This is a genomic window from Rhodococcus sp. NPDC058639, from assembly GCF_042717545.1.
In the GTDB taxonomy this organism is placed as follows: domain Bacteria; phylum Actinomycetota; class Actinomycetes; order Mycobacteriales; family Mycobacteriaceae; genus Rhodococcus.
Window position 1 is genome coordinate 344,318 of the sequence record NZ_JBHXRF010000003.1, and the last position, 21,326, is coordinate 365,643.

Here is a 21,326-nt window from a genome sequence, read left to right on the forward strand (position 1 = left end):
CGTTCAGAAGCGAGCTTGCGCCCTCGTCGGGTCGCGGAGATCGATGCCTGCCTCGGTCCATGCCTCGCGCAGCGCGTCCGCGCCGCGTAACCGCTTCCACGCCGCTTCGGTGCCGGTCAGCGGGATCGCGTCGAAGAATCGCACCGGATCGGCCGGCTCGGGCAACACCAGATCCGGCACGTCGCCGCCGTGGAGCAGCACCGCGGTGAACGGTGCGCCCTCCCAGAGCGGCTCACCGAGATCGAGCAGGGCGTCGTCGGTCAGCACGACCCCCTCCACCGCCGGAAGGGCGGCGAGCAACGCGAGCGTGCGGTGCACCCCGGTCGTAAGGCCCTCCGCATTTCGCAGGCTCAGGACGAGTTCGGCACGAGGCCCACGATTGGGGTCCGCGACCATCTCCGTCGGATCACCCATCGGACGCCGGGAGCATCCCAGGGTGGCGAACCGCAGAAGGCCGGTCTCGGGACTGCGGAACCGCAGCACATCGATGGGTTCCAGTCCCAGGAACGTCACCGACGCAGACTCCGGTTCCCCACCGCCGGGGCCGGAGAGGTGAGCGGTCAGATGGGCGCGGACTGCGTCGAGCACTGCGTCGGTCACCTCTGCAATCTAGTCCGCGCCCCCGACCGGGTGTCAGTCTGTGCCACTAGTGCGCGTCGGGCAGGATCCGGACCTCGCGGTCGTCTGCGCCGGGCGCCGAGAACTTCAGCAGGCGCATCCCTTCGGCCTCGATCGCGGACCGGTTCGCGTTGGTGAGCCGGCGCCACGGCGTGACCTCGAGGACCGCCGAACGACGTGTCGTGGTGCGGCGGACCGACCCGGCGACCGTCCCACCGACGAGGACGGCCGCGTGGACGATCCCATTCTTCGTGACGAGCCGGCGGCGGTCGGCGTCGGACACCAGCCGGGTGCGGTCGGCGTGGGAGAGCAGCACGTTGTCGTACTGCGCGAGGATGCGGACCGGTGCCGGCGTCCCGGGATCGGGACGGGGAGCGTCCGGCAGGTCGAACAGTTCGACACCGTTCTCGTCGCGGAAGACGGTGAGTCCGGGCCGAAGCGCGTCGAAGATCTCGCCGAGACCCGTGAGCCCCGACCACGCCTGCGCATCGCGTGCGCTCGCGGGGCCGAACGCCGCGAGGTACCGGCGTACGAGCGCGGCAGGTTCCGGTGCGAGCGGAGGACCGGATTCGCTGCCGCGCCCGAGCCAGTGGTCGAGAAGCGCGAGTCGCGGTAGACCCGATCGCCCCCACAGCCCGCGCGGAGGCACCTGCACCAGGGGTAGCAATCCGCGGATCGCGTAGGCAAGGGCACCGGGCTCGTAGCCCGGGAAACGTGCAGCGAGCAGATGGCCCAGTTCCTGAGCGGTGCGCGGTTCGCGGCGGACCACCTCTGCGGCGAACGCGGACAGCGCCGTGTGGTCGATGCCCGCGAGGCCGGCCGCGTGTTGCGCGTCGGTGCGCAGGGCACGGGTCAGCAGCGGCTGCACCCACGGCCGCAGGGCCAGAGCATCGGAGGCAGTCACGGCAAAGACGGTGCCGCGCATCAACGCGATACGGACGACCTCACGGGAGGCGAGAAGGTCCGAGAGCCGGTCGGGGGTGAATCCGCGCATCCGTGTCCACAACGCGAAATACGGCGGCTCGGGCGCCTGCGCCTGCAACCCGATCAGGTGCTCGAGCATCTCCGTGGCCGAGAGGCCGCTTCGCCTGAGCAGGTGCTGACGAGCGAGGGTGGCGCGACCGAGTTCGCGAACGGTGAGGGTCCGGTTCGTCACGGGTCGACTGTCGCACAAGTCTCCGACACGCAGGACGCCCCCGCGGCGGCTCAGCACCCGGTACCGTCGAGGAATGGCGCGCGACACCGGTTTTCCGGTTTCCGATGCCGGCGACGATTTCGCGCGGCAACGTCGCCGCGCCGAGTACGCCCGGCTGATCGCATGGCTGCGACGCGAACCCAACGATGTCAACACCGTGTTGCCCTTCGACGAGGTCGTTCGTGCGCTCGGCAGGGTCGACGAGCGCCGACTCGGCCTGCAGATCATCGAGGTGTCGTCGATCGTCGGCAGCGTCGACCGCACCGACGACTTCGATCGCCGTTTCCGCCCCACATCTGCGCGTCTGCGCGAACGCTGGGAGAGGATCGCCGTCGCACGGCGTCGAGGCGAGGCGATGCCGCCGATTTCCGTGTACCGGGTCGGCTCGTTGCATTTCGTGCAGGACGGGCACCACCGCGTGTCGATCGCCTACGCCCAGCACGACCGCACCATCGACGCGTACGTCACCGAGATCATCACCCGGATCTCCGCCGACGGGATCACCGGGCAGTCGGACCTCGTCCGCAAGGACCATTACCGGATGTTCTGCACTCGTGTCCCCCTGCCTGCCGGCGCCGGTGACGCCGTGCGGGTCACCGACCCGTGGGACTACGCGGAACTGTCCGAAGCTGTGGAGGCGTGGGGGTTCCGTCTCATGCAGGACCTCGGTGAGTTCTTGACCCGCGAAGATGTCGCGCAGCGCTGGTACGAGGACGAGTTCGTACCCGTGGTCGCGCTGGTCCGCGCCGCCGGCATGTTGCCGAACAGAACGGACGCCGAGGCATACCTCTGGATCGCGCGCGAACGCTATCGCCTCGTCCGCCGCCACGTGTGGAACGACGACATCGTGGAGACGTTGCGGCGACGCAATCCGCGATGATCGGTTCGCCCGGCCGTCACGGCTCTGGATGCGTCACTTCTGCAGCGTGACGTTCGTTCCCGTTTCCTGGTCGAACAGCGCGACTTTGGCCGGATCGAACCACAACTCCACCGGCTTGTCCTTGGTCACCCCGGATTCGACGGGGAGTCGTGCCACCAGCGTGCCGCCCGCGAGATCGACCGAGGCCGTCGCGGCGGCGAGTTCGTCGAGTTCCTTCGACCGCACCTCGGGACCTTCCACGGTGAAGTACGCGAATTTGTCCGACCCCATCGATTCGAGAACGTCCACATCTGCCGTGAAGGTCACGCCCTGTTCCCGCTGCGCGGGTTCGAGAAGGGCAGCGTCGTCGAAATGCTCGGGGCGGATCCCCAGCACCACGTCGCGGGAGGGATTGTGTTGGCGCACCATCTCCCATCGGTCGTCCGGGAGCGCGAAATCTCCGAAGGCGGAACGAACCTTGCCGGATTCCAGTTGCCCCGAGGTGAAGTTCATCGCGGGTGAGCCGATGAACCCGGCCACGAACAGATTTCGGGGATGGTCGTACAGGTCCTGCGGCGCGCCGACCTGTTGCACGAGCCCGCTGCGCATGACCACGACCCGGTCACCGAGTGTCATCGCCTCGGTCTGATCGTGCGTGACGTACACGGTGGTCGTGCCGAGCCGCTTCTGCAACCGGGCGATCTCGGTCCGCATCTGGACCCGGAGTTTCGCATCCAGGTTGGACAGCGGTTCGTCCATGAGGAACGCTTTGGGGTTGCGAACGATGGCCCGCCCCATGGCGACTCGCTGCCGTTGACCACCCGAGAGGTTGGCGGGCTTGCGGTCGAGATGCTGGGTGAGGTCGAGGATGCGCGCGGCCTCGTCGACCTTCTCCGCGATCTCGCTCTTCGGAAGTTTTGCCAAAGTCAGTGGGAACTCGATGTTCTCGCGCACCGTCATGTGCGGATAGAGGGCGTACGACTGGAACACCATCGCGATGTCGCGGTCCTTCGGGGCCTTCTCGTTGACGCGCTCACCCGCGATCCGCAGTTCACCGCTCGAAATGTCCTCGAGGCCCGCGATCATGTTCAGCGTCGTCGACTTCCCGCAACCCGACGGCCCGACGAGGATGATGAATTCGCCGTCCGCGATCGTCAGATCGACGTCGCTGACCGCTTTGGCGCCGTCAGGGTATTCCTTCGTCACCTTGTCGAGCACGATCTCGGCCATGAGGCTCACCCCTTCACCGCGCCGGACGTCAGTCCGGCGACGATACGACGTTGGAAGATCAGTACGAACACGATGATCGGGATGGTGATGACCATCGCGGCAGCGGCGATGGAGCCGGTCGGTTCCTCGAACTGCGAAGCCCCGGTGAAGTTCGCGATCGCCGCCGGTGCCGTGATCGATCGCTCCGTCGAGGTCAGCGAAATCGCGAACAGCAGGTCGTTCCAGCAGAAGATGAACACGAGAATCGCGGCGGTGATGATGCCCGGTGCTGCCAGTGGCGCGATCACCTTCCTGAACGCCTGCGCCGGGGTGGCGCCGTCCATCTTCGCGGCCTTCTCGAGTTCCCACGGGATCTCCCGGAAGAAGGCCGAGAGCGTGTAGATCGCGAGTGGGAGCGAGAAGGTGATGTACGGGATGATCAACGCCGCCCAGGTGTCGAACAGCCCGAGGCTGCGCATGATCTCGAACAGTGGGCTGACCAGGGAGATCTGCGGGAACATTGCGATGAGCAACGCGACGCCGACCAGCACCTTCTTTCCCGGGAAATCGAGGCGCGCGACGGCATACGCCGCCATCGTCCCGAGGATCACGGCGACGAACGTCGCGATCAGGCCGATCCCGATCGAATTGATCAACGCGCTGGTGAAGGCGTTGGTCTTGAAGATGCCGCGATAGTTGTCGAGGGTCCACTGCTGCGGGATGAAGTTGCCGTCCTGGATGGTGCCGGGCGGCTTGAACGACAGGCTGGCGATCCACAGCACCGGCACGAGTGCGTAGAGGAGCACGAGCACGTTGACCGCGGACCACGACACGGTCTTGTTGCGGGTATCCGCCATCGTCACCGCTTCCCTTCGTCCGACCCGGGCGCCGACGCACCGAACAGCTTGATGAACACGAACGCGATGATGGCGACACACACAAAGATCAGCACGCTGATCGCAGACCCGATCCCCAGGTTGAAAGCCTTGAACAGGTTGTCGTAGCCGAGGATCGACAAGGAACCGGTGCCGTTGGAGCCCCGAGTCAGCACGTAGATGTTGTCGAAGATCCGGAACGCGTCGAGTGTGCGGAACAGCAACGCGACGAGAATCGCCGGTTTCATCAGCGGCACGATGATGCGGATCAGCCTGGTCCACGCTCCCGCACCGTCCACCTGCGCAGCCTTGAGCAGGTCGTCGGGAACCAGGGCGAGCCCTGCGAGCAGCAGCAGGGCCATGAACGGTGTGGTCTTCCAAACCTCCGCGAGCACGATGATCGCCAGCGACGGGAATTGGTCGGTGAGCGGCGCGCTACCGTCCGGCAACAGGTTCGCAAGGTAACCGGTCCCCGGTGTCCACGCGTAGTACCAGCTGTAGGCGGCCGCAACGGTGACGATCCCGTACGGGATCAGGACGACGGTCCGTACCAGTCCTTTGCCCAGGATCGTCCGCTGCATGACCAGAGCGATCGCCAATCCCAGGACGAACTCGATCGCCACCGAGACGACGGTGATCCCCAGGGTCACGAAGAACGCCTGCCACCAGAAGCCGTCGGTGAGCACCGCGACGTAGTTCGACAGGCCGACGAATGTCCGGTCGTCGGGGAATCGGAGGTCGTAACGCTGCAGGCTCAGCCACACGGCGTAGGCGACCGGGTAGGCCGTCACCGCGACCATGACCAGAGCGGCCGGCGCGACGAGCCAGAGACCGAGACGCCGCTCTGCCTTCTTGCCTTCGGACAGAGCAGCTTTCACCGGGCGAGTGCTGTCGTCCTGCTCGTCGCTCTGTTTCTGCGATTCGACTGCCGTCACGGAACCAGCCCTTCCGAGTTGACCGCCTTGCGGACCTGTTCGGCGAGTTCGTCGACGGTCTTCGGCGGGTCGATCCGGTCCACCGGGTTGAGGATGGAGGTCACCAACGTCGAAATACTTTGATAAGCGGGGGAAGCGGGGCGTACGGCCGCGTTCTCGAGACTGGCGCGCACCTCCCGCCACGCGGGGTACGCCTCCTGGAACAGCGGGTCGTCGTAGAGCACTTCCAGAGTCGGGGGTACGCCGCCCGCGACCGCATTGTTGCGCTGATTCTCCTCGTTGCGCAGGCACGTCATCGCCTCGAAGGCAAGGTCGGGATGAGCACTCGTCCGGGCGACCCCGATGTTGAACCCGCCGATCGTGACCTTCGCCGGCTCACCCGGGATCACGGACGGGTACGGCGCCGGAAGGAAATTCTGCTCCCCGTCGACGGTGAGGACCGTGTTGCCGGTGTTCTCGGCGGTGACATTGCCGTTCTCGTCGATGAACGGCAGGTCGGCGGCATTTTCCAGGATCCCCGGCAGCACGAACGGCCAGTTCACTTCGAACGCCGTGCGGCCGCTCTCCATCCCCAGTCGCACGGCCGCTTCGTCGGCCTGGTTCAGGGACGGATCGACTCCCGGCGCGGTCGCCACCCGCTTCATGATGTCGAGGGCCGTCTCTGCCGCGTCCCCGTCCGCCAGGGTCACGGTGACGCCGTCGTCGGCGACGACGGACCCTCCGGCGCTCGCGAGAAGCGTGTTGAACCACACCATGAGACCTTCGTACTGACGGCCCGTGACCCCGATCCAGCTCGGTAGCCCCTCGGAGGCGAGGCCGCTCGCGATCTCGATCATCTCGTCCCATGTCTGCGGCGGCTGCCCGTCCGGCATCAAATCCTGTCGGTACCAGAGCAACTGGGTATTGGTATTGAGTGGCGCGGCGTAGAGGACGTCCTGCCAGGTGGCGGATTCGAGAGGCCCTCGGAGGGTCCCTTCGGTCACGTCGGCCGCAATTTCGGGGGGAAGCGGTACAGCCCATCCGGCTTCGGCGAATTCAGCGGTCCAGACGACATCGAGCGTCATCAGATCGAGACTGGAATCTCCGCCGGTGAGACGCCGCGCCAACTGCAGTCGCTGGTCGTCTGCGTTCTTCGGCAGTGTCCGCTGCTCGACCGTGTAGCGCCCCTGCGCCTGCTCGGTGCACACGGCCGCTGCCTGCGCATACTGTTCGGCACCGTCCGCTGCCGTATAGAAGCTCAGGACGATCCCGTTGCTACTGCTTCCGCAGGCCGTCAGACCGGCCGCGACAAGCACGGCAACGGCGCCGGCCGTGACGTGCCTTGCCCACTTCCGTCGCATACCGCCTCCGCCCACGCCGCCGAGACAGTGACTTGTGTCACTGAAATCGACAATATCGCTTCGGGTCGCGCAAGCGGAGCCAAACGGGCTTTGGACCCAATGCCGCCGGGAGGGAGGTGCGCTCTGCTCAGAAAGAGGTTCCGCCGAACGGTGCCGGGACCCACCCGAAAAGCCGGTCCGCGACCGGCACCGCGTCCGCGTGACGAACCTCGATCCGGCCCGCGGCGGCCAACGTGCGACACGCGACGCCGCCCAGCAGGAGCGACCCCAACTCGGCCACACCGATCCGCAGATCGGCCTGCTCGTCGCTGCGTACAGCGCCGTCGGCGGAGATCGTGTAGGTGCCCTCGTTCTCCGGGAACATCGGATCGACGACGCCGAGCGTCACCGCCCCTTCTCCCGTATAGGCGCGGGACGCCAGTGCCCGCTCCACGTCGAGTACCCGCAGCCACGTCTCGTCCTCGATCGATCTGGTGCGTACCGCACGGTGGTCGCGCAGGAGCCAGGGCATCGGATCGTCCATGGGCAGTCCGGCGAATCTCACGCGGGCGACGAGGTCGAGGCCGAGCAAGAAGCGCACGAGGCCGGCGTGCGCTTCGACGGACGGCGCGAAGAAATCGTCGACGACGATCGTGGGGGTCTCGCTTACGAACCACTCATGGGGGTCGGCGGTGCTGGGGCGGTAGCGCACGAACCCGTTCTCGTGTCCGGGCTGCCCGTGAACCGCGACGTAACGCGCCCCCGAGGTCGACTCCACTCGCATTCTCTGGGAGTTCCACCACCGCGACCACCGTTCGAGAGTGCCCGGACGAAGGGGGAGGTTGCGGGAGTGGATGCGCGGCAACAGATCCCATTCCTCCGATCCGGTCAGCAACCGAACGGGGCCGCCTTTCGGCGCACCTGGCCGGAAGGCCGCGCGGCGCACGTCCACCTCGGACTCCGCCGACCACGATGCGATTCCGTACCCGAACCTGCCGTAGATCGTCGCCTCGGAGGCCCGAAGCGTCGCGACCACGTCGCCGCGGGTACGCGCGTCGCGCAGTTGCCGCTGGACGAGAGCAGTGAGGACTCCCCGGCGGGTGTAGGTGGGCAGCACGCCGATGTGAGTGACGGCGGCGTGGGTGACCCGCGCGCCGCCGGGAAGGACGATCTCCCCCGAGAACGCATCGACCGTGCCGGCGAGAACACCGTCCACGAACGCCCCGAAGGTACGACCTGGTTCGAGATAGTCGTGGATCTTCCCGTCGGGATAAGCCGGTGCCGGAAGTCCCACCATCGCTGTCCGGAACACGGCCATCGCCTGCACCAGTTCGGCCTCCGACTCGAGGACCCGCACCTCCGGCTCTGCGTATTCACCCATGCCGGGACCCTAACCCCCGCCGACTCCTCCCCGCGACCGGGTATTCGGCCTGCGGCACGGACGCTTCGGCACCGCAGCGGTGTCTCCTCGTCACCGGGTCGCGTTCTGCAGGCGCACGAGTTTCGTCTCGGCGGCGGACGCCACCCGCTCCGCAGACGTCACTTCCTTCTTTGCGCGGGCCACGGCTCTTCGCGCGAATTGCCGTTGCTGCTCGGCATGTTCGAGTTTCCGGCGCAGGTCGGCAACCTCTCGATCGAATCGTTCGAGTTCGGCGTCGGCGTGCCCGGCCGCAGATCGCGCCTGCTCGACCGACGCGCGCGCCGACTCCACCTCTGCGGCGACCGCGTCGACTTCCACCTGCCGTGCCTCACGCTCCGCCTTGTCTCGCGCGGCTTTCTCGGTCGTGTCACGCGCGCCGGCGCTCCGGCCGCGTTTCGGCGCGGCGGTCCGTTTCCCGGACGTCTTGGGCCGCTCGGACGCGGGCGCGGGCTCCTCCGGCCTGTCGTCGTCGGAGGTCTCGGACACGAGCGTCAACGGCACGGCGGACAGGTCACCGAACCCGCTGTTTTCGACTATCGACGCGAGCCTTCCCGCGCGGACCTCGTCGGCCACGTCGGGGTCGGCGAGCGCGGCGTTGAGCGTCTGACTCACTTCCCTGAGGGTGCTCTCGGTGGCATGACGTCCGTGGTCGTCTGCAAGGTCGGCCGCCGCTTTCCCGAGCGCTGCCACCACCTTGCGCCGCTGCGCCGACAGGGATCGCATGTCGCTCCCGGACAGCCGTCGTTGCGCGCTGCGCAGGGCATCACCGAGATCGAAAAGCGCTGCGAGTTCGTCCCTGCGTTCGCGTGCGAGCAGATTGACCATCCATGCCGCCACTGTCGGCTTCCGGAGCCTGCCGATAGCGGCGGTGAGTTCACGGTCGCCCGCCCGGCGGGCTTCCGCCGCGCATTCGTCGCGAGCGGAGACGAAATCACCGGGGTCGAGACCGTAGAGCCTGTCGGCCACCGAATCGAGATCGGGCATACGACCGACACTAGTGGCGCGGGCCGGGCCGGTGCAGCCCTCGTCGCCGCGAGACCCGGCGCTCGGCATCTCCGTGATGACGAGCGTGGTGCCGGGGCCCGGCCCGCACCGAGGGTTACAGCGCGAGCTTGGCGAGCAGGTCGCGGGCCTGCTCGGCCGTCCGTGGCTTGCACAGCACGTCGTACCGTCCCGCGACGAGTTGCATCGTCGACGAGAAATCGCGCTGCCCGCGGGTCGCGGCGTACGGGATCGACGCCGAGATCAGGCCGAAGATGATGCCACCGACGAGACCCACCAGCAGCGGGCCGAGGAAGTCGGTGGAGAAGATGCCGAGCAGCAAACCGAAGAACACACCGAGCCAGGCTCCGGAGACGATTCCTCCTCCGATGACCTTGGGCCACGTCAGCCGTCCGGTGACCCGTTCGACCTGCATGAGGTCCACCCCGACGATCGTGACGTCCTCGACGGAGAAGTTCTGATCGGAAAGGTGGTCGACGGCGCGCTGCGCCTCGGCGTAGGTCGTGTACGACCCGACCGGCCACCCGGTCGGCGGTTCCGGAAGGCCCGGCACCTGACGGCCGCCAGGTCCGATGGGGTTGGTCATGAGTATTCGGCTCCTTCTCGATGGCCGCGCGCCGTCTTCACCGGCACGCCCGATGTCCATTCTGCCCGGACCACGGGCGAGAACACGATTACTCGCCCCGGGGAGGCTCGAACGTTTCGGTGCGAGACATCCCTGCCGCTCGTCCCTTGGCCGAGATGACGAGTGCCATCTTGCGGCTGGCCTCGTCGATCATCTCGTCGCCGAGCATCGCGGCACCGCGCGCTCCGCCTTCCGCCGACGTGTGCCATTCGTAGGCGTCGAGGATCATCTCGGCCTTGTCGTAGTCCTGCTGCCGCGGGCTGAAGACCTCGTTCGCGGCATCGATCTGGCTCGGGTGCAGTACCCATTTGCCGTCGAAACCGAGCGCGGCGGTCCGTTGCGCGGAACGACGGAACGCGTCGACGTCACGGATCTGGAGGTACGGGCCGTCGATGGCCTGCAGGCCGTGAGCGCGCGCCGCCATCAGAATCGTCATGAGGATGTGGTGGTACGCGTCGCCGCGGTCGTACCCGTCGGGCTGCTCCCCCACCACAAGCGTGCGCATGTTGATGCTCGCCATGAAATCCGCGGGCCCGAACACGAGTGTCTGTACGCGAGGACTCGCAGTGGCGATCGCGTCGATGTTGGTCAATCCGAGGGCGTTCTCGATCTGGGGTTCGATTCCGATGCGGCCGACCTCGAGTCCGTGAGCCTTCTCCACCTGCGTGAGCAGGAGATCGAGCGCATGGACATGGCTCGCATCGGGCACTTTCGGCAGCAGAATCGCGTCCAGGTGCTCACCCGCGCCCCCGACCACTTCGACGACGTCGAGATACGTCGAATCGGTGGTCCAGTCGTTGACCCGGACAACCTTGAGCTGGTCGCCCCACCCGTCCTCGTTGAGCGCTTCGACGATCGTCGTGCGGGCCTCGGCCTTGGCCAGGGGCGACACCGCGTCTTCCAGATCGAGGAAGATCTCGTCGGCGGGCAGGCCCTTGGCCTTGTCGATCATCTTGCGGCTACTGCCCGGAACCGCCAGTACCGACCGCCGGGGCCTGAAAGAAAACGACATGACCGCACAGACCTCCACGTTCGGATACGACACGAGCCACGAGCCTCCGGCCGATGGCGGTGATCATGCTACCGCCGGGGAGACCGGCGTTCGGGACCACGAACGCCCCAGGAAAGCACGTCCGTCAGCGGTCCGACATCGTGTGTCGGACCGCTGACAAACCTTCCCGCGTCTAGACGGCGGCGCGGCGGCGCGGCGGCAGCAACACCCCGAGTGCGATCATCGCGACCGCCAGTACGAAGTGCAGCCAATCGTCCGCGGTGTTGAGCGGCACGAAGTTCGCTGCGCTGTCCTTGTCGATCAGCAGACCGTAGATCCACAGGACTGCGTAGATGACACCGCCACCGATGAGAAACGCCTTGGCACCGGAGATCGTGCGGCCCAGGACGAGTCCGGCGACACCGAAGAGCAGATGCACGATGTTGTGGAGAATCGACACTTCGAAGATTCCGAGCAGCATTGCCCCGGAGTGATGCCCCGCGAAGGTCATGGTGTCGTAATCCGTGGTGACGCCCGGGATGAAGCCCAATATCCCCACCAGCAGAAACACCACGCCGAACACCATCGAGGCCAGTTGCACCGGCGTTCGATCCGCCCGCGTTACACGTTCGGCCATGGCCATCCTTTCTCGATCACGAGGGAATGAGACGTGCACGGGCTACCCCTCGTCCGCGGCATGAAACCGACTATGCGCTTCGGTTTTGCCGATCGATGCCGACGCACGGGGAGCCGGAGCGACGATGCGTACGATGACTACGGTTCATGCGGCTCGCTGCGAACGTCCGTCCGCGGTGGCCGAGAGGCCCTGGACGGTGTGTCCGCACCGCCCGGGGCCGCTTTTATGCTGAGCTCCGCGCGGCACCGATACGGTTGGGAGTGACCTCTTGGCAGCAGTGAGCAAGGTCTTCGTCGCAAGGCTCACGGGTCTGGTAGTACTTGGGCCCGACGGGGAATCCGTGGGTCGCGTGCGGGACGTGGTCCTCACGATTCGCGTCGGTCGTCAAGCACCACGCGTCCTGGGACTGGTCGTGGAGTTGCCCACGCGAAAACGCATCTTCGTCCCGATGCTGCGGGTGACGGCCATCGAACCGGGATCGGTCACGCTGGTGACCGGCAACGTGAGTCTGCGCCGATTCACGCAGCGTCCCTCGGAAGTGCTGGCGCTGGCACAGGTGCTCGACTCGAAGGTGCGCGTCGACGACCCGGAACTGCCCGATCTGATCGGTGTGGACACCGTGGTCGTGGACCTCGGCATCGAGCTCACGCGCACCCGGGACTGGGTGGTCGCGCGGGTTGCGGTGCGCCGGCATCGCGGCCGGCTCGCGCGGCGGGCCCCCATTCATGTCGTTGAGTGGCCGCACGTCCACGGTCTGACGCAGCAGGCGCTGTCCATGCCCGGCCAGGGTGTCGCGCAACTGCTCATGCAGTTCGAGGACATGCGGCCCGCCGACGTCGCCAATTCGTTGCGCGATCTCCCCGCCAAACGGCGCACCGAGGTCGCAGTGGCACTCGACGACGAGCGGCTCGCCGACATCGTCCAGGAACTCCCTTCGGACGACCAGACGGACTTGCTCACCGAACTGGGTGTCGACCGCGCGGTGTCGGTGCTCGAGGCGATGGATCCCGACGACGCCGCCGACCTTCTCGGCGAGCTACCCGAAACGGATGCGGAGTCGTTCCTGCAGCGGATGGACCCGGAGGACTCCGAGCCGGTGCGGCGCCTGCTCGAGCACTCCCCCGACACCGCCGGTGGTCTGATGACCCCCGAGCCGGTGACACTCAGTCCCGCGACCACCGTCGCGGAAGCACTGGCCCGGGCGCGGCACCCGGACCTCACTCCGGCGCTCGCCTCGATGATCTTCGTGGTGCGGCCGCCGACCGCGACACCCACCGGTAAGTATCTGGGCTGCGTCCATCTGCAACGATTACTGCGCGAGCCCCCGGCGACTCTGATCGGCGGCATCCTCGACAACGATCTGCCGCGCCTGGATCCCGGGGACGCGCTGACGACCGTCACCCGCTACTTCGCGACCTACAACCTCGTGTGCGGTCCGGTGGTCGACGACGAGCAGCACCTGCTCGGGGCGGTGAGTGTGGACGACGTGCTCGACCATCTGCTGCCCGAGGACTGGCGTGACGAGGAGACCGAGGATGAGTGACCGACTCTCACAGGGCCGATCGCGCCTCGAGACACCGCAGTCGTCCCGGTTCCGGTGGAACTTCGACGTGGAGGCAGTAGGACGGGTCAGCGAACGCGTCGCGCGTTTCCTCGGCACCGGCCGGTACCTGGCGTTCCAGACCATCTTCGTGATCGTCTGGATCGCTCTCAATATGACCGCGCTCGGCCTGCAATGGGACCCGTATCCCTTCATCCTGCTCAACCTGGCGTTCTCGACCCAGGCTGCGTATGCCGCGCCGCTGATCCTTCTGGCTCAGAACCGGCAGGAGAACCGCGACCGGGTCTCGCTGGAGGAGGACCGGGCGCGCGCGGAACAGACGAAGGCGGACACGGAGTTCCTCGCTCGTGAACTCGCGGCCCTGCGTCTCGCGGTCGGTGAGGTCGCCACCCGCGACTACCTGCGGCGAGAGCTCGACGATCTCAGGTCGCTGCTCGTCGACGACGACGAGGACGACACCGCGTCCGGATCCGGGAAGGGGCGCACCTTCCGCCGCTGACACCCGGAATTACACATAAGCCGACCCGGTTATGTAACGTTCGTCACAACACCAACCGATGTGGCAGACGGATACAGAAGGGGGCGGTCGGGTGCGTTGGACGGCGACATTGGCGATTCCGGTGATCGTGGCGGCCGGACTGGCCGCGACGGCGTCGTCGCCGGCACCGAGCGTCGCCGAAAACGTGCCGGTGCCCGCCGCGGCGACGCTGACGGCTCCCGCTACCGCAGTCGGCCTTGTACCTGCCGAACCCGCGTCGCCGATCACCTTCCGCACCCCGGGCGAACCGTCCGATCCGGCACTGGAGCGACCACCCGCGGTACCCGCCGGGGCAGTCCCCTCCGTATTCGGTGAGGGTCCGGCCGCAATTCCCGAACTCGTCTACTACGCGTACCGGGCCGCGGAGATGCAGATGGCCGTGGACAATCCGGAATGCGGAATGCCGTGGCACCTGCTCGCCGCGCTCGGGCGCCTCGCGTCCCAGCATGCCGACGGTGGACGTACGGACATCCTCGGCACCCTGACCACTCCCGTCGTCGCACCCACCGGAGCCCTCGGCCCGATGCTTCTCCCCGCCGCCGTCTGGGAGCAGCATCGCGCGGACGGGAACGCCGACGGAAACGCCGACGCCCAGAACGTGTTCGACGCCACGCTGGCCGCGAGCGCCTGGATGTGCGCGGACGGCGCCCGGCTTCGCGAACCGGACAGGGAGGCCCGCGCGGTCGCACTTTTCAACGGGTCGCCCGAGTTTCTCGCAACCGTGCGCGAGTGGTCGGCGACGTATGCCAAGGGTGCCGAAGTCGCCGAGTCCGCCTTGGCGCCGGCTCCGGCGCGGCCCCTTCCGGCCGCCTCCGACATCGCCGCGCCGGCCCCGCAGAGCGCTCCCGGCGACCCGGCAGCAGTGGACGAGACCGGCGAGCCCCGGGACGGTGTTCCGGCGCCGGCCGTTCCACCCTTGCCGGAGTTGCCCGAGCTTCCCCCGATTCCGTGCCTCGTACCCGCCTTCTGCGAATGAGCCGGTAGCGAGACACTGCCCGTCGGACCTTCTGCCCGTCGGACCTTCTGCCCGTCGGACCTTCTGCCCGGTGGACTTTCTGCCCGGTGGACTTTCTGCCGGGTCGCGCAGGTACCCACCGCGCCCTGAGGCGACACGCCACCCCATTATGACGCAGGTCACACTTTCATAACCGCGAAGCCGCCTCAACGGCGCAAACCCCTCGGGCATACACCCAAACCACGCGTTACATCACGTTTAAATAACAGAAAGGCTACGAACCGTGTACTGTCGGCCCCGTAAATAACGGAGGCATCTCGGGTTCGAGATTCGCCCGAGGGAGGTACGAGTGGGCCGGCACGCCAGACCGACGGATTCCAAGATCCGCCGCAATTCAGTGATCGCTATGACAGGTTTGGTACCGGTAGGCCTCGTTGCCGCCGCCGCTACCACTGCCGGTGCATCACCGCGTGCGCTGCTCGGAGTCCACCAGGACGCCCAGGCGACCACCATGGGGAACGCAGTCCCCGAGACGCTCCCCCAGATCCCCGAAGCCATATCCGTGGCGCAGTCCATCATGCTCGATCCTGCCCCGGCACCGGCGCTGGCACCGAAGTCCGCATCCCAGGCAGCGCCCGCACCCGAGGCGAAAGTGCTTGTCGAGGGACCTCTCGGCATCCCCGCCATCAACTTCGACGCCTACCGCAACGCCGAGCGCATCCTGTCCGAAGAGAACCCCGGCTGCGGCATGTACTGGACGCTGCTCGCCGGTATCGGCAAGGTCGAATCCGGTCATGCCAACGGCGGTCAGGCCGATGCGAAGGGCAATCTCTTCGAACCCGTGATCGGGCTGCCTCTCGACGGCAGCCTCCCCGGCCAGGCCACCATCGCCGACACCGACGGCGGCGTTCTCGACGGTGACGCGGTCTACGACCGTGCCGTGGGACCCATGCAGTTCATCCCCACCACCTGGAACCAGTACGCCGGTGACGGTGACGGTGACGGGGTCGCCAACCCCCAGAACCTCTACGACTCGGCGCTGACGACCGCGCGGTACCTGTGCGACGGCGGACTCGACATGCGCAACCTCGGGCACGCGACCAAAGCGATCCACCGATACAACAACTCGATGGCCTACGTCGCCAATGTGTTTGCGTGGTCGGCGGCCTACTCCACCGGCATCACGCCGAGTCCGGCCGACCTGCCGCGCATCCACTGAGACGTACCCACCTACCATGGGCGTCATGGCAGTCAGTGAGTCCGACGTCCGCAGTGCGCTCGCCCGGGTACAGGATCCCGAGATCCGGAAACCCATCACCGATCTCGGCATGGTCAAGAGCATCGAGATCCGAGACGACAGCAGCGTCGATATCGAGGTGTACCTGACCACCTCGGGATGCCCCATGCGCACCGAAATCACCGATCGCGTCACCAAGGCCGTCGCCGACGTGGCGGGAGTCGGCCCGGTCCGCGTCACCCTCGACGTGATGAACGACGAGCAGCGCACCGAACTACGCAAGTCCCTCCGCGGCGACTCCGCCGAGCCCGTCATCCCGTTCGCCCAGCCCGGATCGCTGACCCGCGTGTACGCGGTGGCGTCCGGTAAGGGAGGCGTCGGCAAGTCGTCGGTCACCGTCAACCTCGCGGCGGCGCTGGCCGCGCGCGGCCTGTCGGTCGGTGTCCTCGACGCCGACATCTACGGCCACTCGATCCCCCGCATGCTGGGTACCTCCGCGAAGCCGACACAGGTCGAGCGGATGATCATGCCGCCGATCGCGCACGACGTGAAGATGATCTCGATCGCGCAGTTCACCGAGGGCAACACGCCGGTCGTGTGGCGTGGTCCGATGCTGCACCGCGCGCTTCAGCAGTTCCTCGCCGACGTGTTCTGGGGCGACCTCGACGTACTCCTGCTCGACCTGCCCCCGGGCACCGGCGACGTGGCGATCTCGGTCGCCCAGCTGATCCCGGGTGCCGAGATCCTGGTCGTGACGACACCGCAGCAGGCCGCCGCCGAGGTGGCCGAGCGTGCAGGCTCGATCGCCTTGCAGACCCGTCAGCGCATCGCCGGCGTCGTGGAGAACATGTCGTGGCTCGAACTGCCGGACGGGACGCGCATGGACGTGTTCGGCACCGGTGGCGGCCAGGCCGTCGCGGAGCGCCTCACCCGCGCCGTCGGGGCCACAGTGCCCCTGCTGGGCCAGATCCCACTCGACCCCGCCGTCCGTGAGTCCGGTGACGCCGGAACGCCGATCGTGCTGTCGGCTCCGGACTCGGCGCCTGCGATCGCAATGTCGGAGATCGCCGACAAACTCGCGGTGCGCAAGCGTGGCCTGGCCGGCATGTCGCTGGGAATCGACACCACCCGGCACCTGTAAACGCACACGGTCGCCGCAACGATGTTGCGGCGACCGTGGAAAGTCCGGGCCGGGAAACTTCAGGCGGAGCGACGACCTAGGTCGCGTCCGGATCGATCGGGGGCCTCTCGTCGCGTGCGAGGGGCTTCGTCAGGTTGGGCGTCGAGGGCGACGATCCGTTGGCCGGCGCACCCGGTGTCTTCCCCATGTCGTTGAACAGAGAACCGTCACCGTCGAGCAGGTGCTTGGTGATGACGGCCTTCGGTGTCATGCCCCGGAGTTGGTTGAGTTCGGCGAGCGGCTGACGGAAGTCGTCGAACTCCGGACCCAGTTCTTCCTTCAGCTGATCCCGTGCGCCCGAGGCGTAATCGCGCACCTGTCGCAGTGACTTGGTCACCCACGAGACAGCACCTGGCAGCCTCTCAGGACCGAGCACCACGAGGGCCGCCACGAGGAGGACTACGAATTCACCCCAACCGATGTTGCCGAACACGGGTCAAGACTACGTGTTTCCTGCCGAAATTCAGCGCGAGCGGACTCAACTCACACCGGAGGCACGTCCGGAACCGGTACGTCAGTCCGATTCCGGGGTGACCTCGATGTCGACGAGGCGTCCACTCCGGACGATCTGGACATTCACGGGCTCTCCGATCTCCTGAGCGTGCACCGCGACCACGAGCTCGTCGGCGGTGGTGACCTCGCGGTCGCCGACACGCACGATCACGTCTCCTTCGACGATTCCCGCGCGCTGTGCGGGGCTGTTGCTCTGGACGTTCGCGACCTCTGCCCCGCTGGCGACCTCGTTGACCACCGAGCGGGCATTGACACCGATTTCCGGATGGCTCATCTCACCGTTGCGGATGAGTTCCCCCGCCACTTCGGTGACGTCGTCGATGGGGATCGCGAAGCCGAGGCCGACGGACCCACCGGTTTCGGACTTGATCGCGGAGTTGATGCCGATGACGCGACCTTCGATGTCGACGAGCGGTCCACCGGAGTTACCCGGATTGATGGAGGCATCGGTCTGGACCGCGTCGATGACGGCGTCGGTGTCGGTGCCCTGGCCGCTCAGCCGCATGGGCCGGTGCAGCGCGCTGACGATGCCGCGAGTGACGGTCTTGCTCAGGCCGAGCGGGGAACCCACGGCGACGACGTCCTCACCGACCTGCACATCCTCGGATCGTCCGAGTTCGGCCACGACCAGGTTGTCGACGTCCTTGACCGCGAGCACCGCCAGATCCGTCTTGATGTCCCGTCCCACGACCGTCGCGGGGACCTTGGTGCCGTCGTCGAAGGTGACCTGAACCTTCGCGTCGGGGTTGGTCGCCGCCATGGAGATGACGTGGTTGTTGGTCACGATGTATCCGGCCCCGTCGATGACGACGCCGGAGCCTGTTCCTGCCTCTTCGCCCATGGTGACCTGAATGGATACGACCGACGGCAGTACTGCGTCGGCAACCTGCGCGACGGTCCCGGCGGGCACTTCCCCATCCGACGCGACCTGCGACAGCGACACGCCTCGGCTGGTGAGTGAACCGTTGTCGGAGGTCACCACCGCCACGGCCAACCCGCCGACGACGGCGATCGCGAGAGCGAGGGCTGCGAGGGAGACCAGAGCGCGAGGCTCGACGCGGCGGTCGAACAGGACCTCACGCAGAGTCAGCTTCGGGGCCGGCGGCAGATTCTCTTCGTCCTCCGCCTCGAGCGGCTCACCGAGTCGGACGGCGGAGTCGGGGTCGCGCCACGGGTCGGACGGGCCCGAATCGTCCCCGGGGTCGTCGTCGGGCACGGAGGGCGGCCGCTGCAACGTTTCGTCCGCCGCGTCCGGCTTTCCGTATGCCTCGGCGAGGATGGCGTCGGTCGGCGGGGCGTGCCGGATTTCGGGTTCGGACGCCCGCGCGCCGGGTGTCGCCCCGAAGGGGCCCTCGGTACCGGCCGGTCGCCCGAAGACGCGCTCGGCAGCGGGATCCACCCTGGGCCGGTACACCGGTCGCGGGTCGAGGCGCGGCGCGTCGGAGGGACGCTCGATGGCGCCGTTCGCCTGATCCTGCCTTCCGAACGAGGCGTCCGGCTGGTCGGTGTCGTCGCTCCCGCGTCGGCCGTTGTGCTCCACAGAATCCGCGGTCACGCGTACCCGTCTCCCCCGTGTAGGTCCGTCACAGAGCCCAGTATCACCGATGGCCTCGGGTGCCCTGTTATCGACCGGTCTCCGACCGGCCGGGCTGTGGTGACCTTCCGGTCGATCACCGCCTGCGACGGATCGCCCATCGCCGCGCTGCGAACCACGCCTCGGACTGCGCCGCGTCGGACTCCGGCGCCCTCGCACCGTTCCGGGTCCGATCCGCGCCGGGGGCGTCGAAGAGATGACTGGGGATGCTGCAGAGCGCGCCCCGGAGGGAACTCGACATTTCGGGTGCGTCCTCGGCGGCGGCACGCAGGGCTCGACGGGCCTGCTGCTGCGCCTCGACTTCGGCCGCGCATTCGGGGCATTCCGCCAGATGCTGTGCAGCCCGAAGATATGGCGCCATCCGGAGTTCGCCGTCGACATACGCGGCTACAGCCTCGCTGGCCAAGTGCTCCGTGGAACCGAACCTGCGAGGTGGCTGCACCATCGTCATCAAAACCTCCCGGCGGCTACCCCGCATCGACGCGAACGACTTCGGCCTTCCCATTCTCGCGCAGGTACTCGCGGAGTGCCTGGCGACCTCGGTGGATGCGACTGCGCACCGTCCCGAGTTTCACCCCCAGTGTGGCACCGATTTCTTCGTAGGACAGACCTTCGATGTCACACAGCACCACCGCGGCGCGGTACTCCGGACCGAGCGAATCCAGTGCGGATTGCAGGTCGGCGCCGAGTCGCGCGTCGTGGTAGATCTCCTCGGGGTTCGGCCCTTGGGCCGGCACCCGATCGTAGTCCTCCGGCAGCGCTTCCATCCGGATGCGGTTCCGGCGACGCACCATGTCGAGGAAAAGGTTGGTGGTGATGCGGTGGAGCCAGCCCTCGAACGTGCCGGGCTGGTAGTCCTGCAGTGAACGGAAGACACGGATGAACGTGTCCTGGGTGAGGTCTTCGGCGTCCTGTGCGTTACCCGATAGCCGGTAGGCCAGCCGATAGACGCGGTCGCCGTGCTCGCGGACGAGTTCGTCCCACGACGGCATGGAAGCACGATCTCCCGTCGCGTCGAACACCGCGGTTCCGCTCAGGTCTTCCAGGGAGACTTCGTCGAACGGGACGGCATCGGGCGGGAGAACGGTGCGGGATTCGGGCATGTGGATCGCTGGATCCTCCTCTTCGGGACCGCTACGCGGATCATTGGTGGAAAGTTCAACATTCGGGCCCTGAGGTTTGTTCCTCACCACTCAGGGTCCCATGAGGCGTACTCCACCGAAGCTCCGTGTCCTGCCGGCCTTCGACTTCGTGATCTGAGTCTTTCCTATGGGGATGTGCTGGTCGTGTGAGTTACCTGAAACGAAGCTGAGAAAACATCGCCACATCCTTGCCCACATCTGCGAGCCTGCCCGCACAAACATCCCGGCGCGGATAGCCTCGGTCTCGTGCAGACCAATGCAGACCGCATCTTGACCCACGCGGAGAACATCGTCGTCGAGGACGAACAGCTCGCCGTCGCGCGGGAACGCGCCGAGGACCTCGGCGCGGACCCGGTGTCCCCGGCGGTGGGCGCTGCTCTCGCGATGTTCGCCCGCATGCTGGACGCGAAGACCGTGGTGGAAGTCGGTACGGGTGCGGGAGTGAGCGGCCTGTGGTTGCTGCACGGGCTGCGCGAGGACGGCGTCCTCACCACAATCGACAGTGAACCCGAACATCAGCGGGCTGCCAAGCTCGCATTCCGCGATGCCGGTGTCGTCGCTTCCCGCACGCGGCTCATCAACGGCCGTGCGCTCGACGTGCTGCCGCGACTGGCCGACTCCGGCTACGACCTGGTGTTCGTCGACGCCACCCCGTCGGACCACCCGCATTACGTTCGCGAGGGCGTGCGCCTGCTGCGGCCGGGCGGCGTCATCGTGCTGCACAACGCGCTGCTCGGCGGCAGGGTCGCCGATCCGTCCGCACGCGATTCGACCGTGCTGGCCGTCCGAGAGGCAGCACGGGCCGTCTCGGACGACGAACGACTCGCTCCGGTGGTACTGCCGCTCGGCGACGGGCTCCTGTGCGCGGTGCGGCTCAGCTGAGCCCGCGGGGCCGCGCGACCCCGGGCTCGCCGGGTCGCA

At 67.2% G+C, this 21,326-nt stretch carries 22 protein-coding genes; 7 read left to right on the forward strand and 15 right to left on the reverse strand.

Annotated elements, in window-relative coordinates:
- Positions 1–3: 3 nt before the first annotated feature.
- A complete protein-coding gene (locus tag ACFWU2_RS07295; protein WP_378603200.1) occupies positions 4–600 on the reverse strand; it encodes a suppressor of fused domain protein in 597 nt (198 codons plus the stop codon).
- A 46-nt stretch (positions 601–646) separates the two neighbouring features.
- On the reverse strand, positions 647–1,774 hold the full coding sequence (locus tag ACFWU2_RS07300; RefSeq protein WP_378603203.1) for a winged helix DNA-binding domain-containing protein: 1,128 nt from the start codon (positions 1,772–1,774) through the stop codon (positions 647–649).
- Positions 1,775–1,847: 73 nt separating this feature from the next.
- Here ACFWU2_RS07300 and ACFWU2_RS07305 point away from each other — a divergent pair, with 73 nt between their 5' ends.
- Positions 1,848–2,693 carry a chromosome partitioning protein ParB gene (locus ACFWU2_RS07305; RefSeq protein ID WP_378603206.1) on the forward strand — a complete coding sequence of 282 codons (846 nt, stop codon included), beginning with the start codon at positions 1,848–1,850 and terminating at the stop codon, positions 2,691–2,693.
- Positions 2,694–2,726: 33 nt separating this feature from the next.
- Here ACFWU2_RS07305 and ACFWU2_RS07310 read toward each other — a convergent pair whose 3' ends face one another.
- The 9 genes from ACFWU2_RS07310 to ACFWU2_RS07350 form a co-directional block, all read right to left on the reverse strand.
- Entirely contained in the window at positions 2,727–3,902 is a 1,176-nt protein-coding gene (locus tag ACFWU2_RS07310; RefSeq protein WP_378603209.1) for an ABC transporter ATP-binding protein, read from the reverse strand.
- Positions 3,903–3,907: 5 nt separating this feature from the next.
- Complete coding sequence (locus tag ACFWU2_RS07315) at positions 3,908–4,738, reverse strand: carbohydrate ABC transporter permease (RefSeq protein WP_378603212.1); 831 nt, start codon at positions 4,736–4,738, stop codon at positions 3,908–3,910.
- A 2-nt stretch (positions 4,739–4,740) separates the two neighbouring features.
- The gene (locus tag ACFWU2_RS07320; protein WP_378603763.1) at positions 4,741–5,634 is read right to left on the reverse strand and encodes a carbohydrate ABC transporter permease; all 894 of its coding nucleotides are present in this window, start codon (positions 5,632–5,634) and stop codon (positions 4,741–4,743) included.
- Positions 5,635–5,687: 53 nt separating this feature from the next.
- Entirely contained in the window at positions 5,688–7,031 is a 1,344-nt protein-coding gene (locus ACFWU2_RS07325; RefSeq protein ID WP_378603215.1) for an ABC transporter substrate-binding protein, read from the reverse strand.
- Between the two features lie 127 nt (positions 7,032–7,158).
- Entirely contained in the window at positions 7,159–8,391 is a 1,233-nt protein-coding gene (locus ACFWU2_RS07330; RefSeq protein WP_378603218.1) for a GNAT family N-acetyltransferase, read from the reverse strand.
- Between the two features lie 90 nt (positions 8,392–8,481).
- Complete coding sequence (locus ACFWU2_RS07335; protein WP_378603220.1) at positions 8,482–9,414, reverse strand: hypothetical protein; 933 nt, start codon at positions 9,412–9,414, stop codon at positions 8,482–8,484.
- Positions 9,415–9,529: 115 nt separating this feature from the next.
- Positions 9,530–10,018, reverse strand: coding sequence for a general stress protein (locus ACFWU2_RS07340; protein WP_169621655.1), 489 nt, complete (start codon positions 10,016–10,018; stop codon positions 9,530–9,532).
- An 88-nt stretch (positions 10,019–10,106) separates the two neighbouring features.
- Entirely contained in the window at positions 10,107–11,069 is a 963-nt protein-coding gene (locus ACFWU2_RS07345) for an HpcH/HpaI aldolase/citrate lyase family protein (protein WP_378603222.1), read from the reverse strand.
- A 172-nt stretch (positions 11,070–11,241) separates the two neighbouring features.
- Entirely contained in the window at positions 11,242–11,685 is a 444-nt protein-coding gene (locus ACFWU2_RS07350) for a DUF4383 domain-containing protein (RefSeq protein ID WP_378603224.1), read from the reverse strand.
- Positions 11,686–11,953: 268 nt separating this feature from the next.
- On the opposite strand from ACFWU2_RS07350, the gene ACFWU2_RS07355 reads away from it, so the two are divergent.
- The 5 genes from ACFWU2_RS07355 to ACFWU2_RS07375 all read left to right on the forward strand — a co-directional run bounded on the left by ACFWU2_RS07355 (position 11,954) and on the right by ACFWU2_RS07375 (position 17,117).
- Entirely contained in the window at positions 11,954–13,228 is a 1,275-nt protein-coding gene (locus tag ACFWU2_RS07355) for a magnesium transporter MgtE N-terminal domain-containing protein (protein WP_378603227.1), read from the forward strand.
- Positions 13,221–13,745 (forward strand): DUF1003 domain-containing protein, encoded by a 525-nt coding sequence (locus tag ACFWU2_RS07360; RefSeq protein ID WP_378603229.1) that lies wholly within the window; start codon positions 13,221–13,223, stop codon positions 13,743–13,745. Before ACFWU2_RS07355 ends, ACFWU2_RS07360 begins: the two co-directional genes overlap by 8 nt.
- A gap of 91 nt (positions 13,746–13,836) precedes the next feature.
- A complete protein-coding gene (locus ACFWU2_RS07365) occupies positions 13,837–14,760 on the forward strand; it encodes a hypothetical protein (protein ID WP_378603232.1) in 924 nt (307 codons plus the stop codon).
- A 328-nt stretch (positions 14,761–15,088) separates the two neighbouring features.
- Positions 15,089–15,958 (forward strand): lytic transglycosylase domain-containing protein, encoded by an 870-nt coding sequence (locus ACFWU2_RS07370; RefSeq protein ID WP_378603235.1) that lies wholly within the window; start codon positions 15,089–15,091, stop codon positions 15,956–15,958.
- A 25-nt stretch (positions 15,959–15,983) separates the two neighbouring features.
- Entirely contained in the window at positions 15,984–17,117 is a 1,134-nt protein-coding gene (locus tag ACFWU2_RS07375; protein ID WP_378603238.1) for an Mrp/NBP35 family ATP-binding protein, read from the forward strand.
- A 76-nt stretch (positions 17,118–17,193) separates the two neighbouring features.
- Here the strand turns inward: ACFWU2_RS07375 and tatB are convergent, their stop codons facing one another.
- From tatB to sigE, 4 genes are all read right to left on the reverse strand, one after another.
- The gene (gene tatB, locus ACFWU2_RS07380; RefSeq protein ID WP_169621646.1) at positions 17,194–17,589 is read right to left on the reverse strand and encodes a Sec-independent protein translocase protein TatB; all 396 of its coding nucleotides are present in this window, start codon (positions 17,587–17,589) and stop codon (positions 17,194–17,196) included.
- Positions 17,590–17,670: 81 nt separating this feature from the next.
- Positions 17,671–19,224, reverse strand: a complete 1,554-nt coding sequence (locus ACFWU2_RS07385) for a S1C family serine protease (protein ID WP_378603241.1) — start codon at positions 19,222–19,224, stop codon at positions 17,671–17,673.
- A gap of 115 nt (positions 19,225–19,339) precedes the next feature.
- Positions 19,340–19,714 carry a zf-HC2 domain-containing protein gene (locus ACFWU2_RS07390; RefSeq protein WP_378603244.1) on the reverse strand — a complete coding sequence of 125 codons (375 nt, stop codon included), beginning with the start codon at positions 19,712–19,714 and terminating at the stop codon, positions 19,340–19,342.
- Between the two features lie 16 nt (positions 19,715–19,730).
- Complete coding sequence (gene sigE, locus ACFWU2_RS07395; RefSeq protein ID WP_378603247.1) at positions 19,731–20,366, reverse strand: RNA polymerase sigma factor SigE; 636 nt, start codon at positions 20,364–20,366, stop codon at positions 19,731–19,733.
- 285 nt (positions 20,367–20,651) lie between these two features.
- On the opposite strand from sigE, the gene ACFWU2_RS07400 reads away from it, so the two are divergent.
- Positions 20,652–21,287 carry an O-methyltransferase gene (locus tag ACFWU2_RS07400; protein ID WP_378603250.1) on the forward strand — a complete coding sequence of 212 codons (636 nt, stop codon included), beginning with the start codon at positions 20,652–20,654 and terminating at the stop codon, positions 21,285–21,287.
- Positions 21,288–21,326 lie beyond the last annotated feature (39 nt).